Source organism: Cryobacterium sp. N21 (assembly GCF_002929575.1).
Classification (GTDB): Bacteria; Actinomycetota; Actinomycetes; order Actinomycetales; family Microbacteriaceae; genus Cryobacterium; species Cryobacterium flavum.
Genome location: NZ_PJJQ01000033.1, coordinates 58,582 through 85,396 on the forward strand (window position 1 = coordinate 58,582; position 26,815 = coordinate 85,396).

The window sequence follows — 26,815 nt, forward strand, 5'->3', positions numbered from 1 at the left end:
CGAAGCGCTGGCCTATGAAAGCCAGCCGCGCGAAGCGCTGGCCTATGAAAGCTAGGCTGAACGGGTGCTACTTGCCATCGACACCTCCGCCGGCACGAGCGTCGCCGTCGTCGACCTTGCCCGCGGAGTCATCGCGGAACGCGGTGAAGCCGACACGATGCGTCACGCCGAAATCGTCGGCCCGTTCATTCTGGAATGCCTGCAGGAAGCGCATGTCGCCCCGGCTGACCTCTCCGGCGTCGTCGGCGGCATGGGTCCAGGCCCGTTCACCGGCCTGCGAGTCGGTATCGCCTCGGCCCGCGTCTTCGCCCTCGGGGCTGGCACTCCGCTCGTACCGGTGATCAGCCACGACGCCATCGCCTACGGCCACTACCGCCGCGGCCACTCCGGCCCGCTCGTCGTCGTCACCGACGCTCGCCGCCGTGAAATCTACTGGAGCGCCTATTCCCAAGCGGATGCCGTTGGTCTGCCCGTGCGCGTCGGCCAGCCCGGCCTTGCCAAACCGGCCGACCTCGACGACGAGGGCTGGCTGCACGCCGGGTGGCCGCGCCTGGACGCCGCCACAGTGTCGGCCGGTGAACTCGGTCTGGTCGCTGAGTTGAGCTACGCCCACGGACGCCCGTTCGCGGCCAATGAGCCGCTCTACCTGCGCTCGCCCGACGTCACCCTCTCAAACGGTCCGAAGCGAGTCAGCCGATGACCTGGCAGCTGCGCCGCGCGCACGAGGCCGATCTTGAAGCCATCATGCACCTCGAGACGACCACTTTCGTCCATGACGCCTGGTCGCCGACCATGATGGCGCGCGACCTCGGCGACCCCGCCTGCTTCTACCTCGTGGCGTTTCCGCCCGACGAACCAAGCGCGGTCGAGGGCTACGCCGGCCTGCTCGCCCCGCGGGGAGCCGTCGAGGGCGACATTCAGACCATCGCGGTCGCCGAATCCGCACGCGGACGCGGCCTGGGCCGCACACTCATGCAGGCGCTCATCAATGAGGCCCGGAAGCGCGGCGCCCGGCTGATCTTTCTCGAGGTGCGGGCCGATAATCCCGGTGCCCAGCGCCTGTACGAACGCCTCGGATTCATCGAGGTTGGCGTGCGCCGCGGCTACTACCAGCCGGACAACGTAGATGCCATCGTCATGCGTCTCGATATTCCAGAATTGGAATCTATGCTTGTGGAGACCTCGTGATGACCATAAACCGCGCTGATCCGCTCGTGCTCGGCATTGAAACGTCCTGCGACGAAACCGGCATCGGCATCGTGCGCGGAACCACCTTGCTCTCCAACACCATTGCGAGCTCAATGGACGAACATGCCCGTTACGGCGGTGTCGTGCCCGAGATCGCGGCCAGGGCGCACCTTGACGAGCTCGTGCCGGCCATCAACGCGGCCGTTGCCGAGGCGGGCATCCGCTTGAGTGATCTGGACGCCATCGCGGTCACCTGTGGGCCCGGACTCTCCGGCGCGCTCATGGTCGGCGTCGGGGCCGCCAAGGCGCTTGCCGTGGCGCTCGACAAACCGATCTACGCGGTCAACCACCTGGTCGGCCACGTCGGAGCCGACCTGCTTCAGGGAGAGCTTCGGCACGGCGACACCAAAACCGGCGACACCAACACCGGCGACACCGCTCCGCTCGAGTACCCGACGATCGCCCTGCTGGTCTCCGGGGGCCACACCTCGCTGCTGCTCGTGCGCGACCTGGTCAGCGACGTCGAGTTGCTCGGCGAGACCATCGACGATGCCGCCGGCGAGGCCTTCGACAAGGTGGCGCGCCTACTCTCCCTGCCCTACCCCGGTGGACCGCAGATCGACCGGGTCGCGCTCGGCGGCAACCCGAAGGCCATTCGGTTTCCACGCGGACTCAGCCAGCCCAAGGACATGGCCGTGCACCGTTACGACTTCTCCTTCTCCGGCCTGAAAACCTCGGTCGCTCGCTTCGTCGAACAGCGCCAGGACGCTGGCGAACCCGTGCCGATCGGCGATGTCGCGGCCAGTTTTCGGGAGGCGGTCGTCGATATTCTGCTCACCAAGGCCCTCGCCGCCTGCGCCGACTACGGCGTACCGCGGCTGCTGCTCGGCGGCGGTGTCATCGCCAACAAGCGTCTGCGCGAGGTCGCCACCCAGAGAACGGATGCTGCCGGCATCGTTCTGCGCATCCCGCCCCTCTCCCTGTGCACCGACAACGGTGCCATGATCGCAGCCCTCGGTGCGCAGCTCATCACGGCCGGGCATGAGCCCTCAACGCTGCAATTCGGCGCCGATTCCACCCTGCCGGTCGGCCAGATTCAGGTCTGATCTGCCACAGAATTCGCCCACGCGCGGGCACACGGGATATTCTGGCTCTGCGACCCCGAACATTCCGCACGAAGGAGACCGCAGATGTCTGATCCCACCCAGCCCCCCGTCGATCCGACCAGCAGCGAACCGACCAGCAGCGGCCCGGCGAGCAGCGACCCGACGGGTTCGACTCCGGCCGACTCCAGCCTGCCGCCGGCCTACCCGGCCGCTCCGAGCTACCCGGCACCCGGCGCTCCGGCCGCTTCCGGATCTGGCCAGGCTCCCGCCTACGGGCAGCCCGCCGCGTATGGCCAGCAGCCGGCCTACGGCCAGAACCCCTACGGCCAGCAGAACCCGCAGGACAAGTACAACGTTCTCTCGATCATCTCGCTCGTCACCTCGATCCTTCTCATCTCGGTGGTCGGCATCATCACCGGCCACATCGCCCTGAGCCAGATCAAGAAGACCGGCGAAAAGGGACACGGGCTCGCCCTCTGGGGAACCATCCTCGGCTACGTCGGCCTTCTCGGCGGTGCTATCTTCGCCGCTTTCACGATCATTTTGCTACTCGCGGCGGCCTCCACCGGCACGAGCTACAACTACTAGCCACGCAGGTGGCCCCTTCGGGGCCACGCGGCACGTTTCGATCGACAGGGGCCACCCCCACAAGCTGACCGTATGCGCGGCCAGAGGACAGCCATGACTACACCCCATCCGCACGACGAGGCTTCGGCGCAGCTGCAATATACGCGCCCTCCCGGGCCACCCGGCAGCCAGTTGGACTGGGCCTCGACGGTCACCGCTCCTACCGAGTTCGTGCCGTACAGCTACACCGAGGCCGAGGTGCAGCGCATCACCGGCCGCCGTCGGCTCGCGGTCTCCTCCGTCGTCTGTGGCCTTCTCGGTCTCGCACTCGGCGTGGTCGGGGTGTTTGGTCTGCCGATCGCTCTCATTGCGATCACTCTCGCGCTGATCGCGCGCACCACCGAGAATCGGGCGCGCACGCTCTGGCGGAGTGGCCTCGTGAGCGGTCTCGTCGGGGTTCTGCTGGCGGCCGGCTGGATCGTCTACATCAGCCAGATCGTGCTGCCGCTGCTGTAATCCGCTACCGCACGCGCTCCACGAGCAGCGCCACGCGATGCCCGGCCGCCCTGGTCAGAATCAACGTTGCGGCTTCAGGCCCCTTGAGCTTCAGCCGGGTGCGCAGTGTCGCCGGATCCACGTCTACGCCACGCTTCTTGATCTCGAGGGTGCCGATACGCCGTTCCAGCAGCGCCAGCCGCAGCTTCTTCTCATCGAAGGGGAGCGTTTCGAGCACCCGAAAAGCGCTCGCGAACGGCGTCGGCGTGAGCGTGTCATTGGTCAGGTAGGCGATGCCCTCACTCAGCATGCGGGCATCCAGCGAGCGGGCCAGATCGCCAATCAGGCGTGCCCGAATCACCGCGCCGTCCGGCTCGTAGAGGTAGTTTCCGAGGCTGCTAGCATCGACGTCTGCACTGTCGTCCGATGCAGTCAGTTCGTGCCTGCCGTCTGCTGTCAGGAGCAGGGCTGACCGACGGATGCCGGGGCGGGCGAGAGCGCCGAACCACAGCCCCATCTCCACCAGCTGGCCGTCCACCGACACCCACTGTGCTTCGGCGTCGACCGGAATCTGGTCGCGGTCGTGGCCGGGCCCGAGCTTCATACCGAGCGGCAGCTTCGTCGCGAGCAGATAGGCGAAGTCAAGCGAGGGGGAGTAATCCTCGGAGCGGGTCAGTCGCGTCGTGTTGCTGTGCCCGCTCGTGCGGCGGGCAGGATCGAGCCAGACCGCGTCGAAATCTTCGAGGTCGACCGTCTCGGCATCGGCCTGCAGCGCCGAGGCGTTCGGAAACGGCGCGAGGTTGAAGCTTGCTACGGTCGCCGTGACCTCGTCGGCATCAACGGCCACGACCGACAGATCCAGCGCGGCGAGGGCCATGGCGTCGCCGCCGATACCGCAGCCGAGGTCGGCGACCCGCGGCGTGCGGCCGAGCGCAGCGCCGAGACCATTGAAACGGCCCGCGTGCAGGGCGGCGACACGCAGCCGGGTGGCCTGTTCCAGGCCGGCCTCTGTGAAGAGCATCCGCTCGGCGAATTCACCGAACTTGAGGACGGCTTTTGCCCGCAGCCGCGATTGGCTGAGCACGGCCGACACGAGTCCGGGCGCGTGCCCGGCCTTGCGCAGATCGCTCACGAGCTTCAGCACGTCGCCGTGGGTGTCGTAAGGCGGCAGGGAGTCCAGCAGCCGCAAACTCGCGGGGGAAAGCAGCTCAACGAGTTCGGTTCGATCCATGCTGCAACGCTACCAAAATGACCCCCATCTGGCACTCACGTTGCGTGAGTGCCAGAACCCCCCTAAACTTCACTTGGCACTCTCGCTGTGAGTCTGCTAACCCAAATCTTAGAAAGAGGTCAACCGTGTCGGTCTCCATCAAGCCGCTCGAGGATCGCATCGTCATCAAGCAGGTCGATGCCGAGCAGACCACCGCATCAGGTCTGGTCATTCCTGACACCGCGAAGGAAAAGCCCCAGGAGGGCGAAGTTGTTGCAGTCGGCCCCGGCCGCATTGACGACAACGGCAACCGCATCCCCCTCGACATCGCCGTCGGCGACAAGGTGATTTACTCCAAGTACGGCGGAACCGAGGTCAAGTTCGGTGGCGATGACCTTCTGGTTCTCTCCGCTCGCGACGTGCTCGCCGTGGTCGTACGCTAACACCAAGCAGTCGGTCGTTCTAGACTGAAAACTCCCGGATAGCCTCGCTATCCGGGAGTTTTCTGCTTTCTTCACCTCTGCCGAGTCAAGGACCCTCATGTCGGATGCCGTAAGCCCAGTCGCGACGACCGGTACCGCCGCCGGCACGCATCGCTCCGGACTCATCTTCGGCGGCCTCTCCTACGCCCTCTGGGGTGTGCTGCCGCTCTACTTTCTGCTGCTCGCACCGTCGGGTGCCTTTGAGATCGTGGCCTGGCGGGTGCTGTTCTCCCTGGTCTTCTGCGTACTGATCATCACGGTGACCCGCACCTGGACGGTTCTCGGGCGGGCCCTCAGGCAGCGGCGCCTGGTATTGACCATGGGCCTGGCCGGGGTCTTCATCTTCATCAACTGGCAGACCTACGTGATTGCCGCGACCACCGGTCACGTGGTCGAAGCGGCCCTCGGCTACTTCATCAACCCGATCGTCACCGTGCTGCTCGGCGTCTTCGTGCTGCGGGAACACCTGCGCCGCTTGCAGTGGGTGGCCATCACCATCAGCTTTCTCGCCGTGGTCGTGCTCGCCGTCGGGTACGGCTCACTGCCGTGGATCTCGCTCATCCTCGCTTTCTCCTTCGGACTCTACGGTCTGATCAAGAAGCGCGTGGGCCCGAGCGTCGATGCCGTCACCGGCCTCACCTTGGAGACCGCCTGGCTCGCACCGGTCGCCGTCATCCAACTGGTCGTGGTCTCCGGCATTTCCGGGCTCACCTTCGGCACGGTGTCGCCCTGGCATACAGCTGGCCTGCTCGCGGCCGGCATCATCACCGCGGTACCACTGCTGCTGTTCGCTGCCGCCGCGCGGCGCCTGCCGTTGACCGTGCTCGGGCTCATTCAGTTCGTGGCCCCGGTGCTGCAGTTTCTGGTGGGCGTGTTCATCCTGAACGAGGCGATGCCCCTCGAACGCTGGCTCGGTTTCGGGCTGGTCTGGGTTGCCCTGATCATTTTGACGGTCGACATGGTGGCCTCCGGCCGCACTCCCCGCCGCAGTACCCTCGAACCCGCCTAGCTGGCCCGGCCCGGCCCGGCCAGCCGATACGCTGAACCAACAGCACGCGCCAGCCCAGACCAAACAGCACCAGCTCAGCCCAGCACCAGAGGATCCACATGCCCGTTCGCCCCATGATCGCCGCCGTCTTGCTGCTTGCCCTGGCTCTGACCGGCTGCACCGGTGCGTCGGCCGCCAAGCCGAGCATGACCCCAACACTCGTCGCCAGCACGGCGCCCACCGGCGACGGCACGCTTCTCATCGGCACGCTGTTTCCCATGACCGGCGATAATGCCGCGAGCGGTGCCGCTCAGGTAGCCGGCACCGAACTCGCCGTGCGTGACATTCTCGCCGACCAGACAACGCCCACCCAGCCCGTGCAGCTCATCCACCGCAACGTGGCCGGCGACCTCGCCGCCGCCTACGCCGACCTCGCGACGCGCGGCGTCGATCTGGTGCTGTGGGACGCGACGACGGCATTGCCAGCGGATGCTGATGGACTGATTGGCAGCGCGGCCATCGTTCCCCTGATCGACTTTGCCAATGGTGGAACTCCGCTCGCCGCCACGGACGAGTTCACCGCGCGACTCAAGACCGCCGATCCGACGCTGACGGCCACCGCTGGCGGTGCAGAGGCCTACGACGGAGTGATGACGGCCGCCCTGGCCGCCGTCATCACCGGCGACGACGGCGGTTCCTCGCTCGAGGCTGGCTGGCCCCAGGTGATTTCAGGAAGCGCCGTGTGCGCTTCCTGGGCAGAGTGCGTCTTCGCCATGACGGAGAAACAGAACATTGATTATCAGGGGATTACCGGCCGTCGTTCGTAACGATTTGGTCGCATTACAAAGTTCTCTCATCAGGGGGTATGTTTCTGGGCCCTTGATTGCCTACTCTGACACCACGGCAGTCAACCGGCTGACCAGTCTTACCCCTCTTTATAAATCAAGGAGCAACATGAGCGTTTTCGCGAAGGCCTCGGCTTCCCGCTCAGTTCGTACCCTCGTTACCGGTGTCGCCCTCATCGGCGTGAGCGCCCTTTTGCTCACCGGCTGCAGCAATGGCGCTGCGACCACACCCACCGACGCGGCCACAACCACAGCGGCATCCGACTTCAAGCCGGTCGCTTCCGGAGCGCGCGACCTGTCCCTGAAGATCGGCACTATTCTTCCGCAGAGTGGTGGACTGGCCTTCCTCGGCCCGCCCGAAGAAGCCGGAGTGAAGCTCGCCGTGCAGGACGTCAACGCGGCCGGTCTCGGTATCAAGGTTGAAGCGATTTATCGCGACTCTGGCGACACGACGACCGACACCGCGACAACTTCGGTCACCGACCTGCTCTCGCAGAACGTGACAGCCATCGTCGGAGCGGCCTCATCTGGCGTCTCCAAGACCGTGATCGACCAGATCACCGGTGCTGGCGTTGTGCAGTTTTCCCCGGCCAACACCTCTGACGCGTTCACGACCTATGCCGACCAGGGTCTGTATTGGCGTACCGCACCCTCCGACGTGCTCCAGGGTGAAGTACTCGGCACCCAGATCGCTGACGACGGCAACGCCACCCTCGGCCTGATCGTGCTCAACGACGCCTACGGGACCGGACTCGCCAAGTACGTTGGCGACGCGTTCACCAAGTCTGGCGGCAAGGTCGTCGCAACCGCACTGTTCAACGAGGGCGACCCGTCGTTCTCCGCGCAGATCGCCGAAGTCACCGCTGCGGCCCCCGACGCGATCGCTCTGATCACGTTCGACCAGGCCAAGGTCATCGTTCCGGACCTCGTGGCCACCGGTTTCCCGGGAAAGCAGTTGTACTTCGTTGACGGCAACCTTTCCGACTACAGCACAACCTTCGCTCCCGGTCTCGTCGAGGGCGCCAAGGGCACGCTGCCAGGCCTCGACACGGCATCGCTCGGCGACTTCACCGACCGCCTGCTGACGGTCGACCCGACGCTGACCGACTACAGCTACGCAGCCGAGTCTTATGACGCCGTCGTCCTGATCGCCTTGGCCGCCTATGCGGGCAACGACGTTTCGGGTACCTCGATCGCGAGCTACCTGCGTCAGGTCTCCGGCGGCACCGGCGACGGCACCAAGGCCACCGATTTCAAGTCCGCTGCTGCGGATCTGAAGGCCGGCAAGCAGGTCAACTATGACGGCTTCTCTGGTCCGATCACGTTCGATGAGAACGGCGACCCGACCGGCGCGACCATCGGCATTTACCAGTTCGGTGCCGACAACATGTACAAGCGCATCAACTAGCTCCACCGCTCCCGCTCTACTGAGCGATCTGAAGGGCCCCGGCTTCGGCCGGGGCCCTTCTGCGTACACGTGAGCCGATCCTGAAGCGCGAGCCGTGGCATCCGTTTGCCGGCATACATACAGAAGCGGCGCCCGAGGTGATCTCGGACGCCGCTGGAGGCTCGTGCAGGGGGTGAGAGCGCTAATCCTGCCCGAGGGTACCCAGGTACAGGCCGATCACCTTGGGGTCGTTCAAAAGCTCACGTCCGGTGCCGGTGTAGGCATCGCGACCCTGATCGAGCACGTAGCCGCGGTCGCAGATCTGCAGGCAGCGACGAGCGTTCTGCTCCACCATGATCGTGGTCACGCCGGCCTTATTGATCTCCTTCACGCGGAGGAAGGCTTCGTCCTGGCGCACGGGGGAGAGGCCGGCGCTCGGCTCGTCGAGCAGCAGCACGTGTGGACCCATCATGAGCGCGCGGCTCATGGCGACCATCTGTCGTTCGCCGCCCGACAGCGAACCGGCGCGCTGCGACATCCGTTTACTGAGCTCCGGGAAGATCTCGGTGACGAACTCGAGCCGCTCGATCAGACCCTTGGGCTTCTGAAAGATGCCCATCTCGAGGTTCTCGCGAATGGTCAAGGTCGGAAAGACGTTGTTGTTCTGCGGCACGAAGCCGACGCCCTGGGCGACGAGCTTGTTGGCCTTGAGATTGGTGATGTTGTTGCCGCGCAGGAGGATCTCGCCGTCGCGCACTTTCACCAAGCCGAATATGGCTTTGAGTAGCGTCGACTTGCCTGCGCCGTTCGGGCCGATAATGCCGATCAGCTCGCCGTCGTAGGCGGTGAGGGAGCAGGCATTGAGAATACTCACTCCGGTGACGTAGCCGGCGGTGACGCTCTTGACCTCGACGACGGCGTCCCGGGTTTCGGTCGGTGCCGGCACGATTTGCGGATTAGCGTTCGTCATCGAGCAACTCCTTAATGGCTGAAACGTGCACGATCTCGGCATCGGGGTCTTCCCCAATGTCTTCGTCATGGTGCTGACCGAGATATGCGTCGATCACGGCCGGGTTCTTCATGACCTCGTGCGGGTCGCCCTCGGCGACCACCTTGCCCTCGGCCATTACGATCACCCAGTCGGCGATGTGGCGCACCATGTGCATGTCGTGCTCCACAAAGAGAACGGACATGCCCTGCGCCTTGAGGTTGAGAATGTGGTCGAGCAGCGACTGGGTCAGTGCCGGGTTGACCCCGGCCATGGGTTCGTCGAGCATTACCAGGGTCGGATCGCTCATGAGCGCTCTGGCCATTTCGAGCAGCTTGCGCTGCCCGCCGGAGAGGCTCGCCGCGTAGTCGTCTTTCTTGGTATCGAGCTTGAACCGGGTGAGCAGATCGAGTGCTTTGGCGCGGTTCTCCTCCTCTTCATTGCGCCAGAGAAACGGCATCAATGCGCGGAATATGTTCTCGCCGGTCTGGCCCTTGGCACCGAGCAGCATATTGTCCATAACGGTGAGCAGACCGAGCGCCTTGGTCAACTGGAAGGTTCGAATCTGGCCCATGCGGGCCACTCGGTACGCCGGAACACCAGCGAGGGAGCGACCGTTGAAGGTCCATTTTCCGTCGTCGGGCTTGTCGAAACCGGTCAACAGGTTGAACAGGGTCGTCTTACCGGCGCCGTTCGGGCCGATCAGTGCTGTGATCGCGCCGCGCGGAACCTCGACGTGATCGACGTCGACCGCGGTGAGCCCCCCGAAGGTGCGCCGCACGTTGTCGACGACCAGAATCGGGTCGACCTTCGCACAGCCGGGCGCGGGCTCTCCGATGTGCAGGCCGGTCGCTTTGACCGGCTTTGTGATGGGAACGGGCGGCTCGAGGGGAGCGGCCGGAACAGCGTTATCGGACAAAAGCCAACTCCTTCTTATTGCCGAAGATACCTTGCGGTCTGAAGATGACTATTAACATGATCGCCACTCCCACCAGTACGAAGCGCAGCTGGCCGGCCTGAATGGACGTCATGAACGGCAACCAGCCTGCTTCGACGGCCCGAGCCATGAAACCCGAGAAGAACGACAGCAGCACCCAGAAGATCATTGAACCGATGATCGGGCCGAGCACCGTGGCGGCCCCGCCGAGCAGCAGAATCGCGTAGATGAAGAACGTCAGAGTCGTCTGATAATTCGACGGCACGACCGCTCGCGGCAGCGCGAAAATCATTCCCGCGATGGTACCGAACACACCACCGAGAATGAGCGACTGCATTTTGTAGGCATAGACGTTCTTGCCGAGGGCACGCACGGCGTCTTCGTCTTCGCGAATGCCCTTGATGACGCGGCCCCAGGGGCTGCGCATGATCTGCCAGACCAGCAGGGCCGCGATAATCACGATCGACCAGGCCACGATGCGCAGCCAGGTGTCGTAGGCGTTGTTCTCGAACGGCCCGAACCCATAGCTGCCATCAGCTAGCGGGTTGAGCGCCGCGAACTCGTTCTTGTACCCACTCAGGCCGTTGGCCGATCCGGTGACGGAGGCGAAAGTGTTCGTCGTGAACAACAGCCGCACAATCTCGGCGGCAGCGATCGTGACGATGGCGAGGTAGTCGGCGCGCAGCCGAAGCGTGGGAATACCCAAAATCAAGGCAAACAGCACGGATGCCCCCACGCCGACCAGAAAGGCTCCCCAGACGGGAAACCCGAAGGTCAAAATGGAGATGGCGTAGCCGTAGGCTCCGAGGGCCATGAACCCGGCCTGTCCGAAGTTCAGCAGGCCGGTGTAGCCGAAGTGCACGGCGAGCCCGAGGGCGGCGAGTGCGTAGGCGGCCGTGGTCGGGCTGATCAGCTCGACGGCGGCGTTATTGAAGATTGCTCCCCAGTCCATCGTGAACCCCTAACCAATTCTCTCTTTGCGACCCAAAATGCCTTGCGGTCGAAACAGCAGCACCAAGATCAAAACAACAAGGGCGCCGACCACTTTCAGGTCGGACGGGAGCCACAGCGTTGACAGTTCAACGAAGAGGCCGACGATGAGGGAGCCGACGAGGGCTCCGAACGCCGTGCCGAGACCGCCGAGGGTCACAGCGGCAAAGACCAGCAACAACATCTGAAAGCCCATGTCCCAGCTGACGCCGGGGCGGAAGTAGGCCCAGAGAACGCCGCTAAGTCCGGCGAGTGCGGCCCCGACCACCCAGACGATGCGGATGACATGGTCGACGTCGATGCCGCTCGCCGACGCCAAGCTGGGGTTGTCGGAGACGGCGCGGGTGGCCTTGCCGATGCGGGTTCGCAGCAGAAAGTAGGCCACGGCCAGCAGCACGACGATGCTGATACTCATGCTGGCGAGGTCGATCGGGGAGAGTGAGATCGCGCCGAACTTGAGGTCGGCCATGCCGGCACCCGGCAGCTGGCTGGTGCTGCCGCCGAAGAAGTACTGGTAGAGATAGCGCAGTGCGAGGGAGAGCCCGATGCTCACGATCATGAGCGGAATTACCGCCACGCCCTTGCGGCGCAACGGTTTCCAGATCACCGCATCGAGGCCGAACCCGAGAGCGCCGCTGAGCAGAATGGCAATCAGAATGGCGAGCCAGATCGGCAGGCCCAACTGCACCGAGAAGACCAAGGTCATCAACGCGCCAAACGTGATCATCTCCGCGTGGGCGAAGTTGCTCAGCCCGGTGGTTCCGAAGATCAGCGACACTCCGATCGCCGCGAGGGCCAGCAGTAGGCCAAAGTTGAGGCCGTTGACAAACCGGTTGACGAACTGGTCGAAGAAGCTGACAGTGTTGCGGGTGCCCTCACCGAGGAAAAAGTTCACCGAGCGGCGGTCGGTGAGTCCGAACTCCGCGTCGATGACATTGCCACCCTTGGCGACGATAACGCCCTTGGGCAGGGTTCCCTCATCGAGAGTTACCTTGTAGGTTCCCTTTTCGGGAACTCCGATGGCCCACTTACCCTCGGCGTCCGTCACGGTATTGGCCTGGTAGCCGTTGCCGTCAACGGCGATGGCCACCTTGTCGAGGGCCTTGCCGTTGAACTGCACGTTGCCGGAGATAGTGAAGTTGTATTCCGTACCGACCGCATCGGCCTGCGCGCTGCCTGCCGAGAATGTGGCCATGGTGAAGGCTGCTAGCAGCGTCACAAACAGGATGGCGAGCATCCTGGGTATGTATCTTTGAGCCGTATGTGTGGGGTGCACGGGACCTCCATGTTGGTGCCGACCGACGGGTAACCGGGCGGGCGCCGGGTGACTACTGCCAACTTCTCTGTTGAGAGTATTTGCCGATTATGTCCTATAAGTTTCGAAACACCGCACCGTGTTGACAATGGTGTGCGGAATGTGATGAACCCAAACACGCTTAACATTGGAGGACCGGTTAATTTTCGTGACTTTCCGGTTAATTTTCTGTTTTTCAGCTACAGGTAAGGGGTTTCATGGATCAGCCAGATCCGTTCGGATTCACCGGGCTCACCTACGACGACGTGCTGCTCCTGCCGGGGCACACCGATGTCATTCCGAGCGAGGCGGTCACCAAATCCCGCCTGACCCGGCGAATCGACGTGTCGCTGCCGCTGCTCTCCAGCGCCATGGACACCGTCACAGAGACGCGCATGGCGATCGCCATGGCCCGCGAGGGGGGCCTCGGCATTCTGCACCGCAACCTCTCGATCGGCGACCAGGCCGAGCAGGTCGACCTGGTCAAGCGCAGCGAATCTGGGATGATCACCAATCCGGTCACCACCTCGCCCGACGCCACCGTGGCCGAAGTCGACGCCCTGTGCGGCCAGTTCCGCGTCAGCGGGCTGCCCGTCATCGACGGTGACGGCATTCTGGTGGGCATCATCACCAACCGTGACATGCGCTTCGTGCCGTACGCCAAGAAGGCCCTCACCCGGGTGCGCGAGGTCATGACGACCTCGCCGCTGATCACCGGCAAGGTCGGCATGGCGCCCGAAGACGCCCTCGCCATCTTCGCCAAGCACAAGATTGAGAAGCTCCCGCTGATCGACGCCAACGGCAAGCTCACCGGCCTGATCACCGTGAAGGACTTCGACAAGAGCGAGGAATATCCCCTCGCCACCAAGGACGACGCCGGACGCCTGCGCGTCGGCGCGGCCATCGGCTTCTTCGGCGACGCCTGGCAGCGCGCGACCGCCCTGCTCGAATCGGGCGTTGACGTGCTCGTGGTCGACACCGCCAATGGCGACAGCGCCGGGGTGCTCGACATCATTCGTCGGCTGAAGGCCGATAAGGCCTTCGCCGACGTCGACGTGATCGGTGGAAACGTGGCCACCCGCTCCGGCGCCCAGGCTCTCATCGACGCGGGCGCCGACGCCATCAAGGTGGGCGTGGGCCCCGGCTCCATCTGCACCACGCGCATCGTGGCCGGTGTGGGAGTTCCCCAGATCACCGCGGTCTACCAGGCGTCCCTCGCCGCTCGCGAAACCGGCATTCCGGTCATCGCCGATGGCGGACTGCAGTATTCCGGTGACATCGCCAAGGCCCTCGTGGCCGGTGCCGACACCGTCATGCTCGGCTCCCTGCTCGCGGGTTGCACCGAAAGTCCAGGCGAACTCGTGTTCGTCAACGGCAAACAGTTCAAAACGTATCGCGGCATGGGTTCGCTCGGCGCTCTGCAGACCCGCGGCACCAAGACGTCGTACTCGAAGGACCGCTACTTTCAGAACGACGTTCCCAGTGACGAGAAGCTCATCCCAGAGGGTATCGAGGGCCAAGTTCCGTTCCGCGGTCCCCTCGCCGCTGTGGCCTATCAGCTCGTCGGTGGCCTGCGTCAGTCCATGTTCTATGTGGGCGCCCGCACCATCGCCGAGCTCAAACAAAAGGGCAAGTTCGTGCGCATTACGCCCGCCGGGCTCAAGGAGTCGCATCCGCACGACGTGCAAATCGTGGTCGAGGCCCCGAACTACCGTCGGTAGGGAGGGTCCGGCATCCGCTTGAAAAGAGGATGTCGGGGGTTCCCTCTAAACTGGAACCATGGAAATCGAGATTGGCCGTTCCAAGCGCGCTCGCCGCGTATATGCCTTCGACGACATCGCGGTGGTGCCGAGCCGGCGCACCCGCGACCCGGAGGACGTGTCGGTCGGCTGGACCATCGACGCCTACCAGTTCGCCATTCCCGTGCTCGCCGCCCCGATGGACTCCGTCGTCTCGCCGACCACAGCTATCATGATGGGCCAGCTCGGCGGCGTCGGCGTGCTCGACCTCGAAGGCCTGTGGACCCGGCACGAAAACCCGGAGCCGCTACTCGCCGAAATTCGCAGCCTGCCCGCCGATAAGGCGACCGCGCGCATGCAGGAGATGTACTCCGCTCCGATCCAGCCCGAGCTCGTCACCGCACGTCTCGCTGAGATTCGGACGGGCGGCGTCACCGTGGCCGGTGCCCTTTCGCCCCAGCGCACCCAGGAACTCTACGAAACCGTCGTCGCCGCCGGTGTTGACCTGTTCGTGATTCGCGGCACGACAGTGTCGGCCGAGCACGTGTCGCAGAACCAGGAACCGCTCAACCTCAAGAAGTTCATCTACGAACTCGACGTTCCCGTCATCGTCGGCGGCGCGGCCACCTACACGGCTGCCCTGCACCTCATGCGCACCGGCGCCGCGGGTGTTCTGGTCGGTTTCGGTGGGGGAGCCGCGTCGACCACCCGCACGACCCTCGGTATCCACGCCCCGATGGCGACCGCGGTAGCGGATGTCGCCGGCGCGCGTCGCGACTACATGGACGAGTCCGGCGGGCGCTACGTGCACGTCATCGCCGACGGCGGCCTCGGGACCTCGGGCGACATCGTCAAGGCCGTCGCCTGTGGCGCCGACGCTGTCATGCTCGGCACCGCACTGGCCCGGGCAACGGATGCTCCCTGCGGCGGATTCCACTGGGGCGCCGAGGCTCACCACCCGCAACTGCCGCGCGGCAAGCGCGTGCAGGTGGGCACAGTGGCCCCGCTCGAGGAGATTCTCTACGGCCCGGCACCGGTGGCCGACGGCACCGCCAACCTCATCGGCGCGCTGCGTCGGTCGATGGCGACCACCGGCTACTCCGATCTCAAAGAATTTCAACGGGTTGAAGTGGTTGTCGCGCCGTACCGAGTGAACTAGCGTCGAAGATAGCGGAACTTTTCGTAAATAACCCTCAATACTGTTGTCGCAGCACGCCCTGACCTCTCGTCTTGAACATTGAGTCTGAACAGGAGTAGCAATGACGTCCCACAATTCGGTCACCCGATCCACAAAAATGGGGCCTGAGGAGCGGATCGCCGCTCTCGCCAAGCTCAAAGACAAGGAACTCGACATTCTCGTTGTCGGCGGCGGCATCGTCGGTGCCGGCGCAGCCCTTGATGCCGTCACGCGTGGTTTGAGCGTGGGCATTCTGGAAGCCCGGGACTGGGCGTCGGGCACGTCGAGCCGGTCTTCGAAGCTCGTGCACGGCGGTATTCGCTATCTGGAGCAGCTCGACTTTCGTCTCGTTCGCGAAGCGCTCACCGAACGAGGGCTGCTGCTGCAGCGCATCGCACCACACCTCGTGAAGCCGGTGCGGTTTCTGTACCCGCTCAAGAAACGCTTCACCGAACGTTTCTACATCGGGGCCGGCATGCTGCTCTACGACATCTTCTCCTACACCGGCGGTCGTCCGCCCGGAGTGCCGCACCACCGCCACCTGTCCAAGAGCCAGGTGCAGAAGCTCATTCCGAGCCTCGCCAATGACGCCCTGGTCGGCGGCATCACGTACTACGACGCCCAGGTCGATGACGCCCGCTACGTGTCTTCGCTCGTGCGCACCGCCTCGTTCTACGGAGCCCACGCGGCCAGCCGGGTGCGGGTCGAGGGCTTCATCAAGGTGGGGGAGCGCGTCGTCGGCGTGCGCGCCCACGACCTGCAGACCGACGAACACTTCGACGTGCGGGCCAAGCAGGTCGTGAACGCGACCGGCGTCTGGACCGACGACACCCAGCGCATGGTCGGCGAACGCGGCACCTTCAAGGTGCGGGCCTCGAAGGGCGTGCACCTCGTCGTGCCGCGCGACCGGTTCCAGAGCGCCATGGGACTGCTGCTGCGCACCGAGAAGAGCGTACTTTTCGTCATCCCGTGGGGCCGGCACTGGCTCATCGGAACGACCGACACCGATTGGCACCTCGACAAGGCGCACCCCGCTGCTACGGCGGCGGATATCGACTACATTCTCGAGCACATCAACGAGGTGCTGAGCGTTCCGCTCACCCGCGAAGACGTTGAGGGCGTCTACGCCGGGCTGCGTCCGCTGCTGGCCGGCGAGAGCGACCAGACCTCCAAGCTGTCCCGTGAGCACCTCGTCGGGCACTCCGTTCCCGGCCTCGTCGTCATCGCCGGCGGCAAGTGGACCACCTACCGCATCATGGCCAAGGACGCAGTGGATGCCGCGGCGTCGGCTCTCGACGGTCGCATTCCCGCGTCGGCGACCCAGGACATCCCCTTGCTGGGCGCCGAGGGTTATCAGGCCGCCTGGAACAAGCGCGGCAAGATCGCCAGGGCGTTCGGACTGCACACCGTGCGGGTCGAACACCTGCTCAACCGGTACGGCACCCTCACCGACGAGTTGCTCGACCTGATCAAGGCGAACCCGGCGCTCGCCGAGCCGCTGCCCGGCGCCGATGACTACATCGGTGCCGAGGTCGTCTACGCGGCGTCGCACGAGGGTGCCCTGCACCTCGAGGACGTGCTGGCGCGCCGCACCCGCATCTCGATCGAGGCCTGGGACCGCGGGGTGTCGGCCGCGCCGGTCGCCGCAGCTCTCATGGCTGACGTGCTCGGCTGGGACCAGGGGCGCATCGACCGGGAGGTCGGCTTCTATCTCACCCGGGTCGCCGCCGAGCGGGCCTCGCAGGAGGAGCCGAACGACGAATCCGCCGACCGGGTGCGCCTCGAGGCCCCCGACATCGTGGTCACGAACTAGCGCGCGCCGCAGGCGCCGCCGACCGGGTGCGCTACCGGGGTCCTCGGGTCACGCGCACCTCGACCTCGCGCTCGACAAAGGTCCATTCCGTCGTCCCCCGCAGCTCAGCCAGTAGATCGTCGAATGCGGCCGCGTTGATGGGGCGAACTCGAACCAGGTCAGAAAATCAAACGGTCCGCCCAGGTCGCGACAGTGATGCAGCTTCCTGGCCACGGCCGGCAGATAGTCCATGGCGCGGCGGATATGATGACTCGTCTCCTCAAAGATGGCTCGTCGTTCGTCCTGGGCCAGTTCCCACCACGCGTTCGATTTCGTGATCGGAATGAGCGAGGCCACGGTGGCGTCCGGTCGGCCCAGCGCCGGGGACTGCGCGTTCAGTCGCGTCAGTTCTGCGGCGGTCGTGTAGCGCTGATTGCTGACGGCGCCGCGCAAAACCCAGTCGGGAGAACTCGTCGCTTCAGTCGGCGAAACCGGGCGCGCGACGCATGTCGTCGGCACGAACCCGCGCGCGGCGGAAAAAAGCAGCTCCGGTAGAATGAGCGCACTGCCCCTAAACCTCAGGAGTCATGACAATGGTTGATGTTCGGCGGGTCAAACTTCCCGGCGTGGGTGTGCTGCACACCTTCATAACGGATGACGGTGGCAAGGTCGGCGTCATCGCCCACCGTTCCGGCCACAGCGACCTCATTACCTTTGCTGACGACGAGGGCGGCCCCGACGCGAGCAAGGTCTCGCTTCGGCTCAACGAAGACGAGGCGCACACCCTCGCCGAGCTGCTCGGCGGCACCCAGATCACCGAGTCGCTCAGCGCCCTCGACCAGATTCCCGGCCTCAGCATCGACTGGTTCACCGTCGACTACGAAGACCACATCGCCGGCCAGGCGCTTGGCAACCCGGCCGATCGCGGTATCGCCGGACTCACCGTGGTGGCCGTCGTGCGCGGAGAATCCGCCAACCCGGCACCGGCCGCCGACTTCAAGGTCTTTCCCGGCGACACCCTCGTCGTCGCTGGCTCGCCGGAAAAGGTCGTCAAGGCCTTCGCGTTCTTCCGCACCGGTGAAGTGAAGGCGAAAACCGTCGACGCTCCACCCGGGGGATAACCGATGCACCTGGGCGAAGACCTCCTCGTTCTCGGCATCCTGCTCGTCGTCGCCTACGTTCTTGGCCGCCTGGGCAAAATGATCGGGCTCCCCACCATCCCGATCTATATGATCGTGGGCGTTCTCGCGAGCCCGAACACCGACTTCTTCCCCCTCGACTTTCAGTCCGGCGACATTGAACTCATCGCCGTGTTCGGCCTGATCCTGCTGCTCTTCAGCCTCGGCCTCGAATTCGACCAGGAAGAATTCTTCGGCAACGCCAAGACTCTGATCATCTCCGGCGGATCCTGGGTGCTCATCAACATGGGCGCCGGCTTCATCTTCGGCCTGCTCGTGGGCTGGGGCCCCCGCGAAGCCCTCGTCATTGCCGGCATGACCGGAACCTCCTCGAGCGCCATCATTACCAAACTGCTCATCGAACTGCGCCGCCTGGCTAACAAAGAGACCCCGATGATCCTCGGCGTGACGGTCGTCGGCGACATCTTCATCGCCATCTACCTCTCCATCGTCTCGGTCGTGCTGAGCGGTGAAACCGAGATCTGGCCGATCGTGCTGCAGCTCTCCATCGCGTTCCTGTTTCTGGTGGCCATGTTCTCGCTCGCCCGCTGGGGCGGCCGCGTCGTCTCGCGCCTGATGCGCACCAAAGACGACGAACTGTTCACCATTTTGTTCTTCGGGCTCGTGGTGCTGTTCGCCGGCATCGGCGAGATCATCGGCGTGACGGATGCGATCGGCGCGTTCCTGATCGGCGTCGTGCTCGGCGCGAGCAGCTATCGCGCCAGAATCGAACGCGTCGCCGTGCCCCTCCGCGACATCTTCGCGGCATTCTTCTTTCTCAACTTCGGACTCGCCCTCGACGTAGCCCAGTTCGGGTCGGTGATCGGAGTCGTGCTGATCGCCATCGTGATGACCTTCGTACTCAGTCTGCTGTCTGGGGCACTGCTGGCCTGGCTGCACAAGATGGGGCCACGCGAAGCACTGAACACCGCCGCGATCTTTGTCAACCGCGGCGAGTTCACGCTCATTTTGGCAACGCTGTCGGTGTCGGCCGGGCTGGATCCGCGGCTGCAACCGTTCGCCGGGCTCTACGTGTTATCGATGGCCATACTCGGCCCGCTGTTCGCGGCGAATTCCGAGAAGATCGGATCGGCGCTGCGTCGTCGGGTGCCGGCATCTGTTGCGCCGCGCGCACCGCGCAACCCCATGCTCGACGAAGAGATCGCGCTGGTCGAGGCGGCGACCGCCGCCCAGGCGGCCGATGCCGACGAGTTCACCCGCCGTACGGCCAAACGCGACTCGGCTAATTCCCAACCGGCGGAAGATACGGTTGCCAGAGCGAAACGCTCGCATTCAGATGTAGATTCCATGGCTGATTTCGCGCTCGGTCAGCATTCCCCAGAACCCGACGACGCGGCCGACCGGCCGGCACGCAAACCCGGGCGAGAAACTCACACAGGTGACTATTCGTGATCAGAATGATGGTGCGCCCCCGCTGGGTCGCTGCACTGCTGCTTGCCCTCGGCGTTGCCGCGGCGTTCGCCCTGCTCGGGCACTGGCAGCTCGAGCGCGCCATCGAATCCGGCGTGGTGGTGGAGCGCAGCACCGAACAGGTCAAGCCTCTCGCCGAGGTGGCGCAGCCCGACGGGGGAGTGACGCAGATCGCGACCGGCCAAATGGTCAGCACCGAAGGCACCTGGGTGCCCGGTGACGACACGCTCATCTCGACACGCTTCAACGGCGGCGTCGAAGGGTTCTGGGTGGTCAGCCATTTTCAAACGGATGCTGCCGCCAGTATCGCCGTCGCGCGCGGCTGGGCCCCCGATAAGGTCAGCGCCCAGGCTGTCATCGATGCGCTGCAAACGGAACCGGAAAACACCCCGGTTACCCTGACCGGGCGCTTCCTCACCGGCGAGGCACCCGAGCTGCCCGACCCGCAGGGTGACTCAATGGAACTGACCAAGGTGGCGCCATCCGCTTTGATCAATTTGTGGGCTGATTTCACCGACGAGTCCGTGTATTCCGCGTATATCGTCGCCGCCGAAGCCCCGGGCGGACTCGACAAAATCGACTCCCCGGTGCCCGAAGTTGATCAGTCGCTCAACTGGCTGAACATCTTCTATGCCATCGAGTGGGTCGTCTTCGCCGGATTCGCCGTGTTCCTCTGGTATCGTCTGGTGCGCGACGCGCTGGAGCGCGAGCAGGAAGAGGCCGAGCTCGAATTGGTCTCTGCAAGCACTCCCAGCGCTGGCGCATAGAATTACCCCATGCCACTTGATCCCAAGCCCGCCGATATTTCCCGAATCCCCGGTGCGCTTCGGCTCTACCAGGTGTCGTCCATCATCACCGGTGTCTTTCTGCTGCTGCTCTGCGCCGAGGTCTATGCCAAGTTCATTCTCGGTTACGAACTCGAAATGAACGGCGCCGATGGCTTTCTCGCCTTCGTGCCGCGCGACATGGTCGCCGCAATCAACCTGAGCACGATCATCCTGATCGTGCACGGCTGGTTCTACGTGCTCTACCTGTTCGCCGACTTCCGGCTGTGGAGTCTCATGCGCTGGCCGTTCCCGCTCTTCGTGCTGATTGCGCTCGGCGGCATCATCCCCACGCTCTCGTTCTTCCTGGAAGGCCCCATGACCCGCCGCGTCAAACGTTCCCTCGAGCAGCTCGAAGCGAAAAAGGCCGCCGAGGTGCGTTCGTGAGTGTCGTCGACACAGCATCAGCGGATGCCTCACGCGCCGATTCAGCTGCGGTCGCCGACTCAGGCCTCGATCGCCCCGTTCTCGTGGTCGATTTCGGTGCGCAGTACGCGCAGCTGATCGCGCGGCGCGTGCGGGAGGCATCCGTTTATTCGGAAATCGTGCCGCACACGATCACCGCCGCCGAAGTTCTCGCCAAGAACCCGCGCGGAATCGTTCTGAGCGGGGGCCCGTCAAGCGTCTACGCCGATGGTGCGCCCGCCTTCGACGCCGCGATCTTCGAGCTCGGCGTGCCCGTGCTCGGCATCTGCTACGGCTTCCAGGTGATGGCGACCGCTCTCGGCGGCACCGTCGCCCACACCGGCGCCCGCGAATACGGCTCGACCCCGGTCACCGTGAGCAACGGCGACAACGTGCTGCTGGCAAACCAGCCGGGCAACCAGACCGTGTGGATGAGCCACGGCGACTCGGTTGCCACGGCGCCGGCGGGCTTCACCGTGCTCGCCTCGTCGGTCTCGACCCCTGTCGCCGCGTTCGCCAACGACGCCAGGCGCCTCTACGGCGTGCAGTGGCACCCCGAGGTCAAGCACTCCGAAAACGGGCAGCACGTGCTCGAGAACTTTCTGCACCGCGCCGCCGGCATCAACCCCGACTGGAACAGCGGCAACGTCATCGCCGAGCAGGTCGCGAAGATTCGCGCCCAGGTCGGCACCGGCAAGGTCATCTGCGGCCTGTCCGGCGGAGTCGACTCCGCCGTCGCCGCCGCCCTCGTGCACAAGGCGATCGGCGACCAGCTGGTCTGCGTGTTCGTCGACCACGGCCTGCTGCGCCAGGACGAGCGCCGCCAGGTTGAGGAAGACTACGTCAAGGCCACGGGCATCCGCCTGGTCACCGTGGACGTGCGTGAGCAGTTCCTCGTGGCCCTCGAAGGTGTGAGCGACCCTGAGACCAAGCGCAAGATCATCGGCCGCGAGTTCATTCGCACCTTCGAGCAGGCCCAGGCCGAACTTATCGAAGAAGCCAAGGAAATCGACGGCGACCCGATCCGCTTCCTCGTGCAGGGCACGCTCTACCCCGACGTCGTCGAATCCGGCGGCGGCAGTGGCACCGCCAACATCAAGAGCCACCACAACGTGGGCGGCCTGCCCGACGACCTCAAGTTCGAACTGGTCGAACCGCTGCGCACCCTGTTCAAAGACGAAGTGCGCGCGATCGGCGCCGAGCTTGGACTGCCGGCCGAAATTGTGCAGCGCCAGCCGTTTCCCGGCCCCGGCCTGGGAATTCGCATCGTCGGCTCGATCACCCAGGAACGCCTCGACCTGCTGCGTCAAGCGGATGCGATCGTTCGCTTCGAACTGACCGCCGCCGGCCTCGACCGCGAGATCTGGCAGTGCCCGGTCGTGCTGCTGGCCGATGTGCGCTCGGTGGGCGTGCAGGGCGACGGCCGCACCTACGGTCACCCGATCGTGTTGCGCCCGGTGTCTTCAGAGGATGCCATGACCGCCGACTGGACTCGCCTGCCCTACGACCTGCTCGCCAAGATTTCGAACCGCATCACCAACGAGGTCGACGGCGTGAACCGCGTCGTGCTCGATGTGACGAGCAAGCCGCCGGGAACCATCGAGTGGGAGTGATCGCGCAGTAAAAAGGGTCGGCTCGCGAGAGTCGGCCCTTTTTGTGTGCCCGGCGCCGGCATCCGCTCGTGGTCGCGCCCGAAACGGGTGCGCTCATACTCCTTCCACCGCGATGCGGTTGCCTTGGCAGAGCGGCGCGCAGTACAGTCGAATCATGTTCCGCTCCTGATTGTTCCGCGCTCTCGTGCATTCCGCGCGATTGAGCACCGAATTTTTCAACGATCAGGGACACGATGCTACAGATACGGGACTACCGTACTTCCGACGAACGAAGCTGGCTCACCTGCCGCTTGCTGAGTTTTTTTGACACCGATTACTATGACGAGGTCAAAATTTGCAAGACAACATTTGCGAGTGCTCGTGTGGAATTAGTTGCCTGCAGGGGCGACGTCGTCGTTGGACTGATCGACGTCGAGATCGACGGCGACACCGCGACGATCGACTCAATAGCCGTGCATCCGGATGCTCAACGCCACGGAATCGCCTCAAAGCTCCTACGGCATGCCGTACAGCGGCTGCCGGAGCGAGTCACGTCGCTCGATGCCTGGACGCGAGAAACCGCGAGTGCAAACGACTGGTACACCTCGGCAGGATTCGCGGAGAACTATCGCTACCTGCACGTCTACAAGGAGTCAGCGAGCGGGGACGACGGATTTGAGTCTCCCGCTGGACTGTCCACACCCGTGCACGCCTTCATGCACGCGCGCTTCGAACTCGAGGATGAGCTTCGTCAGCGCTACTCCCGTGTGTACGTCTGCCGCCAATATCTCTTGCGATTGCGGGCGCCAAGCCCCCGTTACCTTGTAGGTAGCCCTTGAAGCTTTGCTTCTGAAGGGTGTTGGCCTGTTAGGCCCGGCATGGTTATTGCCCCCAGTCATTGATGATCCGGGGGGTGTTGTCACCGGGCCTGACTGGCATTGGATGATCAGGGGCAGGATCGCGGGGAAGCACGATGACAGCCAGCACCGCACAACACACGAAGACTCCGCCACCGACGGCGATCGGCAGTGCAAGGCCAACCACAGCCAGCAGGCCGCCGAGCGCCGAACCGAGCGCCAGCCCGAGCAGGCTGAGCACGCGGGACGCCGCGTTCACCCGTCCGCGCAGGGCGTCGGGCACGAGTCGTTGCCGGAGGGAGGTGGCGCAGATTCCCCAGACCACGGCGTGCAGGATGTAGACCGCGAGAAACACAGCGGCAACAACTCCGTTGGTGGCGATCGACAGCGCGAACAGTGCTGCCGCCCCCGTGACGAGGCTCGCAATAATCGTGCGCCGGTAGCCCATCGTGCCAACGACTCGTGCTGTCGAGAACGAACCGACCAATCCGCCGAGCGCTGAAACGGCCAGGATCACCCCGTAACCGAGGGCATCGAGGGCGAGGCGTTGCCCGGCGAACAGCACGAGGATCGAGAAGGGGAGCATGTAGCCCACACTGGCAAGCGCGCCGATCAGCGCCAGCCCGCCAACCGCGCGGTTGCCCGCGAGCCATCGCGCACCCTCGATCGCCTCGCGAAAAATGGGCTGGCGCAGGGTGAGGTCGGGGCTCGACCCACCGAGCCGCCGGATCGGCAGCGCCAGGGCGAGAATCCCGGCCGCAGCCCACAGCCCGCCCATGAGATACAGGGGAGCGGCGGCCAGGGCGGCAAACAGCAGTCCACCCAGCGGCGGTCCGGCGAACTCATCGGCGATCAGCTGCGCGGCTGAAATGCGACCATTGGCGCGATCCAGCTGCGTGACCGGTACGACCCCGGGCAACAGCGAAACGGATGCGTTGTCCGCCGCGCTCTCCAGCGTTCCGACGACCGCAAACGCCGCGTAGAGCAGCGGTAACGTTGCGAGGTCCAACTGCACGGAGACAGCCAGGGCGAGCACCGCCAACCCACGGATGAGGTTCGCGCCAATCAGCAGCGTGCGCCGATCGACTCGATCGACCCATACCCCGATGGGCAGCGCGACCAGGAGCCGCACCAGGGCGTACGTCGTGGCCAGACCCGCGACCAACCGCGGATCGTCGGTGAGCGACACCGCGAGAAGCGGCATCGAGATGAACGCGACTCCGTCAGCGAGATTCGAGGAGGCACTCGATGCCCACAGCGCTCGAAATGGGCGACCGAGCGACATAACCCGAGTCTACGCAGGGATTCACGCGGTGCGCTGCGGGCGAACCCCGGACTGAAACCGTCACCGTTGCGATTGACTGGGCAGATGACCCACACCCTAAGGCTCGGCGCGAAGGAGAATCATGACCAGCCCTGAACTTCACGACTGGCCGGCGAGCGATCCGAAATTCCGGCGCTCGGAAGTGTCAGCGGTCGTGGGCAGCGGTGACGCGGTGTGGGAGCGCGCCGCCGGGGATGTGCTGCGCTGGCGGGTGAAGACGGCGAGCGGGTTTGCCGTGGATTCGGCGGCGCCGGTGTCGCCCGGCGACCGGGTAATCGTCACGGCACGCCTGATCGCGCTGACCGTCGTCGAACCGGTGGAGGTCGTTTCTGTCGTCGACGAGCCGAACCGGGTCGGGTTCGCCTATCGAACGCTGCCCGGGCATCCGGTCAGTGGCGAGGAGGCGTTCATCGTGCACCGCCACGGCAACGAAGTGCATCTCACGGTGCGATCGCTGACGCGGGCGGCCCCGCAGCAGCCGTGGCGCGCCCTCTACCCACTACTTCGGGTCGCTCAACTCATCGTTCGCCGGCGCTACCTGCGTTCGCTGCGCTGATTCGTTCAGTCCGTGGGTTGCCGCAGCGTTGATCCTCTGCAGCAGCCCCACCAGAAGCGATTGTTCGTCGTCAGAAAGAATCTGGGTGATGGTTCGCTCGGTCTCGACGTGCGGGGCCAGGGCGGCGTCGATGAGCCGCTTACCGGCATCCGTCAGCGCGACCAGGGTACCGCGGCCATCGTCGGGGTTCGCCTCTCGGCTGACCAAACCTCGCGTCTGAAGTTTGTTCAGGCGCTGGGCCACCGCGCTCGTCGAGATCATCGCATCGCGGGCCAGTGCCGCCGGGGAGATCCGGTAGGGCGCACCGCTCCGCAGCAGCGTCGCGAGCACGTCGAAAGAGGATGCGTCCAGGCCGTACCGCGCAAAGGTCGCGGCCAGGCGGGACTCGACGGCCAGAGCGGTGCGACTCAAGCGGCCGATGACGGCCATCGGGGAGACATCCAGGTCGGGCTTCTCGGTGCTCCACTGCTCGAGGATTCGATCGACCTGGTCTGTCATGGTTCCACACTATCAATTGCTAAGCACTTAGCTATAATAGCTAAGTGCTTAGCAACCGATTCCTTCTGTTGGCGACCACCGCCCTGGCTCCCGTTCTTTGGGGAACCACCTATCTGACGACGACGGCGTTGCTGCCCGCGGATCGGCCGCTGCTCGCGGCATTCCTGCGCGCGCTCCCCGCAGGGCTGCTGCTCCTGGTGCTCTGCCGCCGATTGCCGCGCGGCGAATGGTGGTGGAAGTCCTGGGTGCTCGGCGTGCTCAACATCGGGGCGTTCTTCGCGCTGCTCTTCATCGCGGCCTACCGGCTCCCTGGCGGAGTGGCCGCCATCGTCGGAGGCCTGCAGCCGCTCGTGGTCGCATTGCTCGCCAGTCGCGTGCTGCACGAGAGGATGACCGGACGCGTTCTGGCGAGCGGCGCGACCGGTGCCTTCGGCGTCAGCCTCATCGTGCTCCAATCGCAGGCGAGGCTTGACGCTATCGGGATCCTGGCCGCTGTCGGCGGCACGGTCTGCATGGCCTCGGGCATCGTGCTCTCCAAGAAGTGGGGGCAGCCGGCGCCGCTGCTGGCGACGACCTCGTGGCAGCTCATGGCGGGCGGGCTCAGCCTGCTGCCCGTTTTGCTCCTGCTCGAAGGCCTTCCGACCACGCCGTTGACCGTGGCCAACCTCGCCGGCTACGCGTACCTCGCTGTGGCCGGCACGGCATTCGCCTACGTCGCCTGGTTCCACGGCATTGCGCGCCTGCCCGCGAGCACCATCGCATTCCTCGGCCTGCTGAGCCCCGTCGTGGCCATCGTGCTCGGCTGGGCGATCGCCGGAGAGCACCTTGCCCCGATTCAGATCGCGGGAATCGTCATCGTGCTCGGCTCGATCGCGGCCGTCATCGTCGCCAGGACCCCGAAACGCGGTTTCTCCCTGCATCGACCCAGGTTTGCCCGTGGCCGCGCCCGAAACGGGTGACCGCTA

Annotated in this window: 28 protein-coding genes; 20 read left to right on the forward strand and 8 right to left on the reverse strand. The window is 64.9% G+C overall.

What is annotated here, in order from left to right:
- Positions 1-64 precede the first annotated feature (64 nt).
- The 5 genes from tsaB (at position 65) to CXY77_RS10615 (ending at position 3,377) form a co-directional block, all read left to right on the forward strand.
- Positions 65-700 (forward strand): tRNA (adenosine(37)-N6)-threonylcarbamoyltransferase complex dimerization subunit type 1 TsaB, encoded by a 636-nt coding sequence (gene tsaB / locus CXY77_RS10595; RefSeq protein WP_092339394.1) that lies wholly within the window; start codon positions 65-67, stop codon positions 698-700.
- Positions 697-1,188 carry a ribosomal protein S18-alanine N-acetyltransferase gene (gene rimI / locus CXY77_RS10600; RefSeq protein ID WP_104089507.1) on the forward strand — a complete coding sequence of 164 codons (492 nt, stop codon included), beginning with the start codon at positions 697-699 and terminating at the stop codon, positions 1,186-1,188. Before tsaB ends, rimI begins: the two co-directional genes overlap by 4 nt.
- The gene (gene tsaD, locus CXY77_RS10605) at positions 1,188-2,294 is read left to right on the forward strand and encodes a tRNA (adenosine(37)-N6)-threonylcarbamoyltransferase complex transferase subunit TsaD (RefSeq protein WP_104089509.1); all 1,107 of its coding nucleotides are present in this window, start codon (positions 1,188-1,190) and stop codon (positions 2,292-2,294) included. The genes rimI and tsaD overlap by 1 nt, the downstream gene beginning before the upstream one ends.
- Before the next feature lie 84 nt (positions 2,295-2,378).
- Positions 2,379-2,882: a DUF4190 domain-containing protein gene (locus CXY77_RS10610; protein ID WP_092339388.1), complete on the forward strand. Its 504-nt coding sequence runs from the start codon at positions 2,379-2,381 to the stop codon at positions 2,880-2,882.
- 93 nt (positions 2,883-2,975) lie between these two features.
- Positions 2,976-3,377 (forward strand): hypothetical protein, encoded by a 402-nt coding sequence (locus CXY77_RS10615; protein WP_140425511.1) that lies wholly within the window; start codon positions 2,976-2,978, stop codon positions 3,375-3,377.
- A gap of 4 nt (positions 3,378-3,381) precedes the next feature.
- Here the strand turns inward: CXY77_RS10615 and CXY77_RS10620 are convergent, their stop codons facing one another.
- Positions 3,382-4,587 (reverse strand): class I SAM-dependent methyltransferase, encoded by a 1,206-nt coding sequence (locus tag CXY77_RS10620; RefSeq protein ID WP_104089510.1) that lies wholly within the window; start codon positions 4,585-4,587, stop codon positions 3,382-3,384.
- A 125-nt stretch (positions 4,588-4,712) separates the two neighbouring features.
- On the opposite strand from CXY77_RS10620, the gene groES reads away from it, so the two are divergent.
- The 4 genes from groES (at position 4,713) to CXY77_RS10640 (ending at position 8,289) form a co-directional block, all read left to right on the forward strand.
- Positions 4,713-5,009, forward strand: a complete 297-nt coding sequence (gene groES, locus CXY77_RS10625; RefSeq protein ID WP_092339382.1) for a co-chaperone GroES — start codon at positions 4,713-4,715, stop codon at positions 5,007-5,009.
- 97 nt (positions 5,010-5,106) lie between these two features.
- Complete coding sequence (rarD, locus tag CXY77_RS10630) at positions 5,107-6,057, forward strand: EamA family transporter RarD (RefSeq protein ID WP_092339380.1); 951 nt, start codon at positions 5,107-5,109, stop codon at positions 6,055-6,057.
- A gap of 98 nt (positions 6,058-6,155) precedes the next feature.
- Positions 6,156-6,863 carry an ABC transporter substrate-binding protein gene (locus tag CXY77_RS10635; RefSeq protein WP_140425512.1) on the forward strand — a complete coding sequence of 236 codons (708 nt, stop codon included), beginning with the start codon at positions 6,156-6,158 and terminating at the stop codon, positions 6,861-6,863.
- A 127-nt stretch (positions 6,864-6,990) separates the two neighbouring features.
- Positions 6,991-8,289 (forward strand): ABC transporter substrate-binding protein, encoded by a 1,299-nt coding sequence (locus tag CXY77_RS10640; protein WP_092339376.1) that lies wholly within the window; start codon positions 6,991-6,993, stop codon positions 8,287-8,289.
- A gap of 181 nt (positions 8,290-8,470) precedes the next feature.
- On the opposite strand, the gene CXY77_RS10645 is transcribed toward CXY77_RS10640, so the two are convergent.
- The 4 genes from CXY77_RS10645 to CXY77_RS10660 are packed head-to-tail and all read right to left on the reverse strand — an operon-like array spanning position 8,471 to position 12,420.
- Positions 8,471-9,238, reverse strand: coding sequence for an ABC transporter ATP-binding protein (locus tag CXY77_RS10645; protein WP_199181915.1), 768 nt, complete (start codon positions 9,236-9,238; stop codon positions 8,471-8,473).
- Positions 9,225-10,127 (reverse strand): ABC transporter ATP-binding protein, encoded by a 903-nt coding sequence (locus CXY77_RS10650; RefSeq protein ID WP_233197371.1) that lies wholly within the window; start codon positions 10,125-10,127, stop codon positions 9,225-9,227. Before CXY77_RS10650 ends, CXY77_RS10645 begins: the two co-directional genes overlap by 14 nt.
- A 37-nt stretch (positions 10,128-10,164) precedes the next feature.
- The gene (locus CXY77_RS10655) at positions 10,165-11,145 is read right to left on the reverse strand and encodes a branched-chain amino acid ABC transporter permease (protein WP_104089515.1); all 981 of its coding nucleotides are present in this window, start codon (positions 11,143-11,145) and stop codon (positions 10,165-10,167) included.
- A gap of 9 nt (positions 11,146-11,154) precedes the next feature.
- Complete coding sequence (locus CXY77_RS10660; protein ID WP_092339370.1) at positions 11,155-12,420, reverse strand: branched-chain amino acid ABC transporter permease; 1,266 nt, start codon at positions 12,418-12,420, stop codon at positions 11,155-11,157.
- A gap of 275 nt (positions 12,421-12,695) precedes the next feature.
- Here CXY77_RS10660 and guaB point away from each other — a divergent pair, with 275 nt between their 5' ends.
- From guaB to CXY77_RS10675, 3 genes are all read left to right on the forward strand, one after another.
- Positions 12,696-14,198 carry an IMP dehydrogenase gene (gene guaB, locus CXY77_RS10665; RefSeq protein ID WP_092339368.1) on the forward strand — a complete coding sequence of 501 codons (1,503 nt, stop codon included), beginning with the start codon at positions 12,696-12,698 and terminating at the stop codon, positions 14,196-14,198.
- Positions 14,199-14,256: 58 nt separating this feature from the next.
- Entirely contained in the window at positions 14,257-15,375 is a 1,119-nt protein-coding gene (locus tag CXY77_RS10670; protein ID WP_104130046.1) for a GuaB3 family IMP dehydrogenase-related protein, read from the forward strand.
- A gap of 100 nt (positions 15,376-15,475) precedes the next feature.
- Positions 15,476-17,206, forward strand: coding sequence for a glycerol-3-phosphate dehydrogenase/oxidase (locus CXY77_RS10675; protein ID WP_104089516.1), 1,731 nt, complete (start codon positions 15,476-15,478; stop codon positions 17,204-17,206).
- 48 nt (positions 17,207-17,254) lie between these two features.
- Here the strand turns inward: CXY77_RS10675 and CXY77_RS19925 are convergent, their stop codons facing one another.
- A complete protein-coding gene (locus tag CXY77_RS19925; protein ID WP_233197344.1) occupies positions 17,255-17,638 on the reverse strand; it encodes a chlorite dismutase family protein in 384 nt (127 codons plus the stop codon).
- 134 nt (positions 17,639-17,772) lie between these two features.
- Here CXY77_RS19925 and CXY77_RS10685 point away from each other — a divergent pair, with 134 nt between their 5' ends.
- From CXY77_RS10685 to CXY77_RS10710, 6 genes are all read left to right on the forward strand, one after another.
- A complete protein-coding gene (locus CXY77_RS10685) occupies positions 17,773-18,306 on the forward strand; it encodes a cation:proton antiporter regulatory subunit (RefSeq protein ID WP_233193339.1) in 534 nt (177 codons plus the stop codon).
- Positions 18,307-18,309: 3 nt separating this feature from the next.
- The gene (locus CXY77_RS10690) at positions 18,310-19,776 is read left to right on the forward strand and encodes a cation:proton antiporter (RefSeq protein ID WP_092339362.1); all 1,467 of its coding nucleotides are present in this window, start codon (positions 18,310-18,312) and stop codon (positions 19,774-19,776) included.
- A gap of 5 nt (positions 19,777-19,781) precedes the next feature.
- On the forward strand, positions 19,782-20,561 hold the full coding sequence (locus CXY77_RS10695) for an SURF1 family protein (protein WP_092339360.1): 780 nt from the start codon (positions 19,782-19,784) through the stop codon (positions 20,559-20,561).
- Positions 20,562-20,570: 9 nt separating this feature from the next.
- Positions 20,571-21,005 carry a DUF3817 domain-containing protein gene (locus tag CXY77_RS10700; RefSeq protein WP_104130047.1) on the forward strand — a complete coding sequence of 145 codons (435 nt, stop codon included), beginning with the start codon at positions 20,571-20,573 and terminating at the stop codon, positions 21,003-21,005.
- An 83-nt stretch (positions 21,006-21,088) separates the two neighbouring features.
- A complete protein-coding gene (gene guaA / locus CXY77_RS10705; protein ID WP_233197372.1) occupies positions 21,089-22,636 on the forward strand; it encodes a glutamine-hydrolyzing GMP synthase in 1,548 nt (515 codons plus the stop codon).
- Positions 22,637-22,869: 233 nt separating this feature from the next.
- On the forward strand, positions 22,870-23,454 hold the full coding sequence (locus tag CXY77_RS10710) for a GNAT family N-acetyltransferase (protein WP_104089519.1): 585 nt from the start codon (positions 22,870-22,872) through the stop codon (positions 23,452-23,454).
- Between the two features lie 43 nt (positions 23,455-23,497).
- On the opposite strand, the gene CXY77_RS10715 is transcribed toward CXY77_RS10710, so the two are convergent.
- Positions 23,498-24,757, reverse strand: coding sequence for an MFS transporter (locus tag CXY77_RS10715; protein WP_104130049.1), 1,260 nt, complete (start codon positions 24,755-24,757; stop codon positions 23,498-23,500).
- 121 nt (positions 24,758-24,878) lie between these two features.
- On the opposite strand from CXY77_RS10715, the gene CXY77_RS10720 reads away from it, so the two are divergent.
- On the forward strand, positions 24,879-25,352 hold the full coding sequence (locus CXY77_RS10720; RefSeq protein WP_104130050.1) for a DUF1990 family protein: 474 nt from the start codon (positions 24,879-24,881) through the stop codon (positions 25,350-25,352).
- Here the strand turns inward: CXY77_RS10720 and CXY77_RS10725 are convergent.
- On the reverse strand, positions 25,296-25,850 hold the full coding sequence (locus CXY77_RS10725) for a MarR family winged helix-turn-helix transcriptional regulator (RefSeq protein ID WP_104130051.1): 555 nt from the start codon (positions 25,848-25,850) through the stop codon (positions 25,296-25,298). The two genes, CXY77_RS10720 and CXY77_RS10725, sit on opposite strands and share 57 nt — an antisense overlap.
- 44 nt (positions 25,851-25,894) lie before the next feature.
- On the opposite strand from CXY77_RS10725, the gene CXY77_RS10730 reads away from it, so the two are divergent.
- Complete coding sequence (locus tag CXY77_RS10730) at positions 25,895-26,809, forward strand: DMT family transporter (RefSeq protein ID WP_104130052.1); 915 nt, start codon at positions 25,895-25,897, stop codon at positions 26,807-26,809.
- Positions 26,810-26,815 lie beyond the last annotated feature (6 nt).

Coding starts and splice junctions, on each gene's coding strand:
- rimI (WP_104089507.1), top strand. CDS start 697: ATGACCTGGCAGCTGCGCCGCGCGCACGAGGCCGATCTTGAAGCCATC.
- tsaD (WP_104089509.1), top strand. CDS start 1,188: ATGACCATAAACCGCGCTGATCCGCTCGTGCTCGGCATTGAAACGTCC.
- CXY77_RS10610 (WP_092339388.1), top strand. CDS start 2,379: ATGTCTGATCCCACCCAGCCCCCCGTCGATCCGACCAGCAGCGAACCG.
- CXY77_RS10615 (WP_140425511.1), top strand. CDS start 2,976: ATGACTACACCCCATCCGCACGACGAGGCTTCGGCGCAGCTGCAATAT.
- CXY77_RS10620 (WP_104089510.1), bottom strand. CDS start 4,587: ATGGATCGAACCGAACTCGTTGAGCTGCTTTCCCCCGCGAGTTTGCGG.
- rarD (WP_092339380.1), top strand. CDS start 5,107: ATGTCGGATGCCGTAAGCCCAGTCGCGACGACCGGTACCGCCGCCGGC.
- CXY77_RS10635 (WP_140425512.1), top strand. CDS start 6,156: ATGCCCGTTCGCCCCATGATCGCCGCCGTCTTGCTGCTTGCCCTGGCT.
- CXY77_RS10640 (WP_092339376.1), top strand. CDS start 6,991: ATGAGCGTTTTCGCGAAGGCCTCGGCTTCCCGCTCAGTTCGTACCCTC.
- CXY77_RS10645 (WP_199181915.1), bottom strand. CDS start 9,238: ATGACGAACGCTAATCCGCAAATCGTGCCGGCACCGACCGAAACCCGG.
- CXY77_RS10655 (WP_104089515.1), bottom strand. CDS start 11,145: ATGGACTGGGGAGCAATCTTCAATAACGCCGCCGTCGAGCTGATCAGC.
- CXY77_RS10660 (WP_092339370.1), bottom strand. CDS start 12,420: ATGCTCGCCATCCTGTTTGTGACGCTGCTAGCAGCCTTCACCATGGCC.
- guaB (WP_092339368.1), top strand. CDS start 12,696: ATGGATCAGCCAGATCCGTTCGGATTCACCGGGCTCACCTACGACGAC.
- CXY77_RS10670 (WP_104130046.1), top strand. CDS start 14,257: ATGGAAATCGAGATTGGCCGTTCCAAGCGCGCTCGCCGCGTATATGCC.
- CXY77_RS10675 (WP_104089516.1), top strand. CDS start 15,476: ATGACGTCCCACAATTCGGTCACCCGATCCACAAAAATGGGGCCTGAG.
- CXY77_RS10685 (WP_233193339.1), top strand. CDS start 17,773: ATGACAATGGTTGATGTTCGGCGGGTCAAACTTCCCGGCGTGGGTGTG.
- CXY77_RS10690 (WP_092339362.1), top strand. CDS start 18,310: ATGCACCTGGGCGAAGACCTCCTCGTTCTCGGCATCCTGCTCGTCGTC.
- CXY77_RS10695 (WP_092339360.1), top strand. CDS start 19,782: ATGATGGTGCGCCCCCGCTGGGTCGCTGCACTGCTGCTTGCCCTCGGC.
- CXY77_RS10700 (WP_104130047.1), top strand. CDS start 20,571: ATGCCACTTGATCCCAAGCCCGCCGATATTTCCCGAATCCCCGGTGCG.
- CXY77_RS10710 (WP_104089519.1), top strand. CDS start 22,870: ATGCTACAGATACGGGACTACCGTACTTCCGACGAACGAAGCTGGCTC.
- CXY77_RS10715 (WP_104130049.1), bottom strand. CDS start 24,757: ATGTCGCTCGGTCGCCCATTTCGAGCGCTGTGGGCATCGAGTGCCTCC.
- CXY77_RS10720 (WP_104130050.1), top strand. CDS start 24,879: ATGACCAGCCCTGAACTTCACGACTGGCCGGCGAGCGATCCGAAATTC.
- CXY77_RS10725 (WP_104130051.1), bottom strand. CDS start 25,850: ATGACAGACCAGGTCGATCGAATCCTCGAGCAGTGGAGCACCGAGAAG.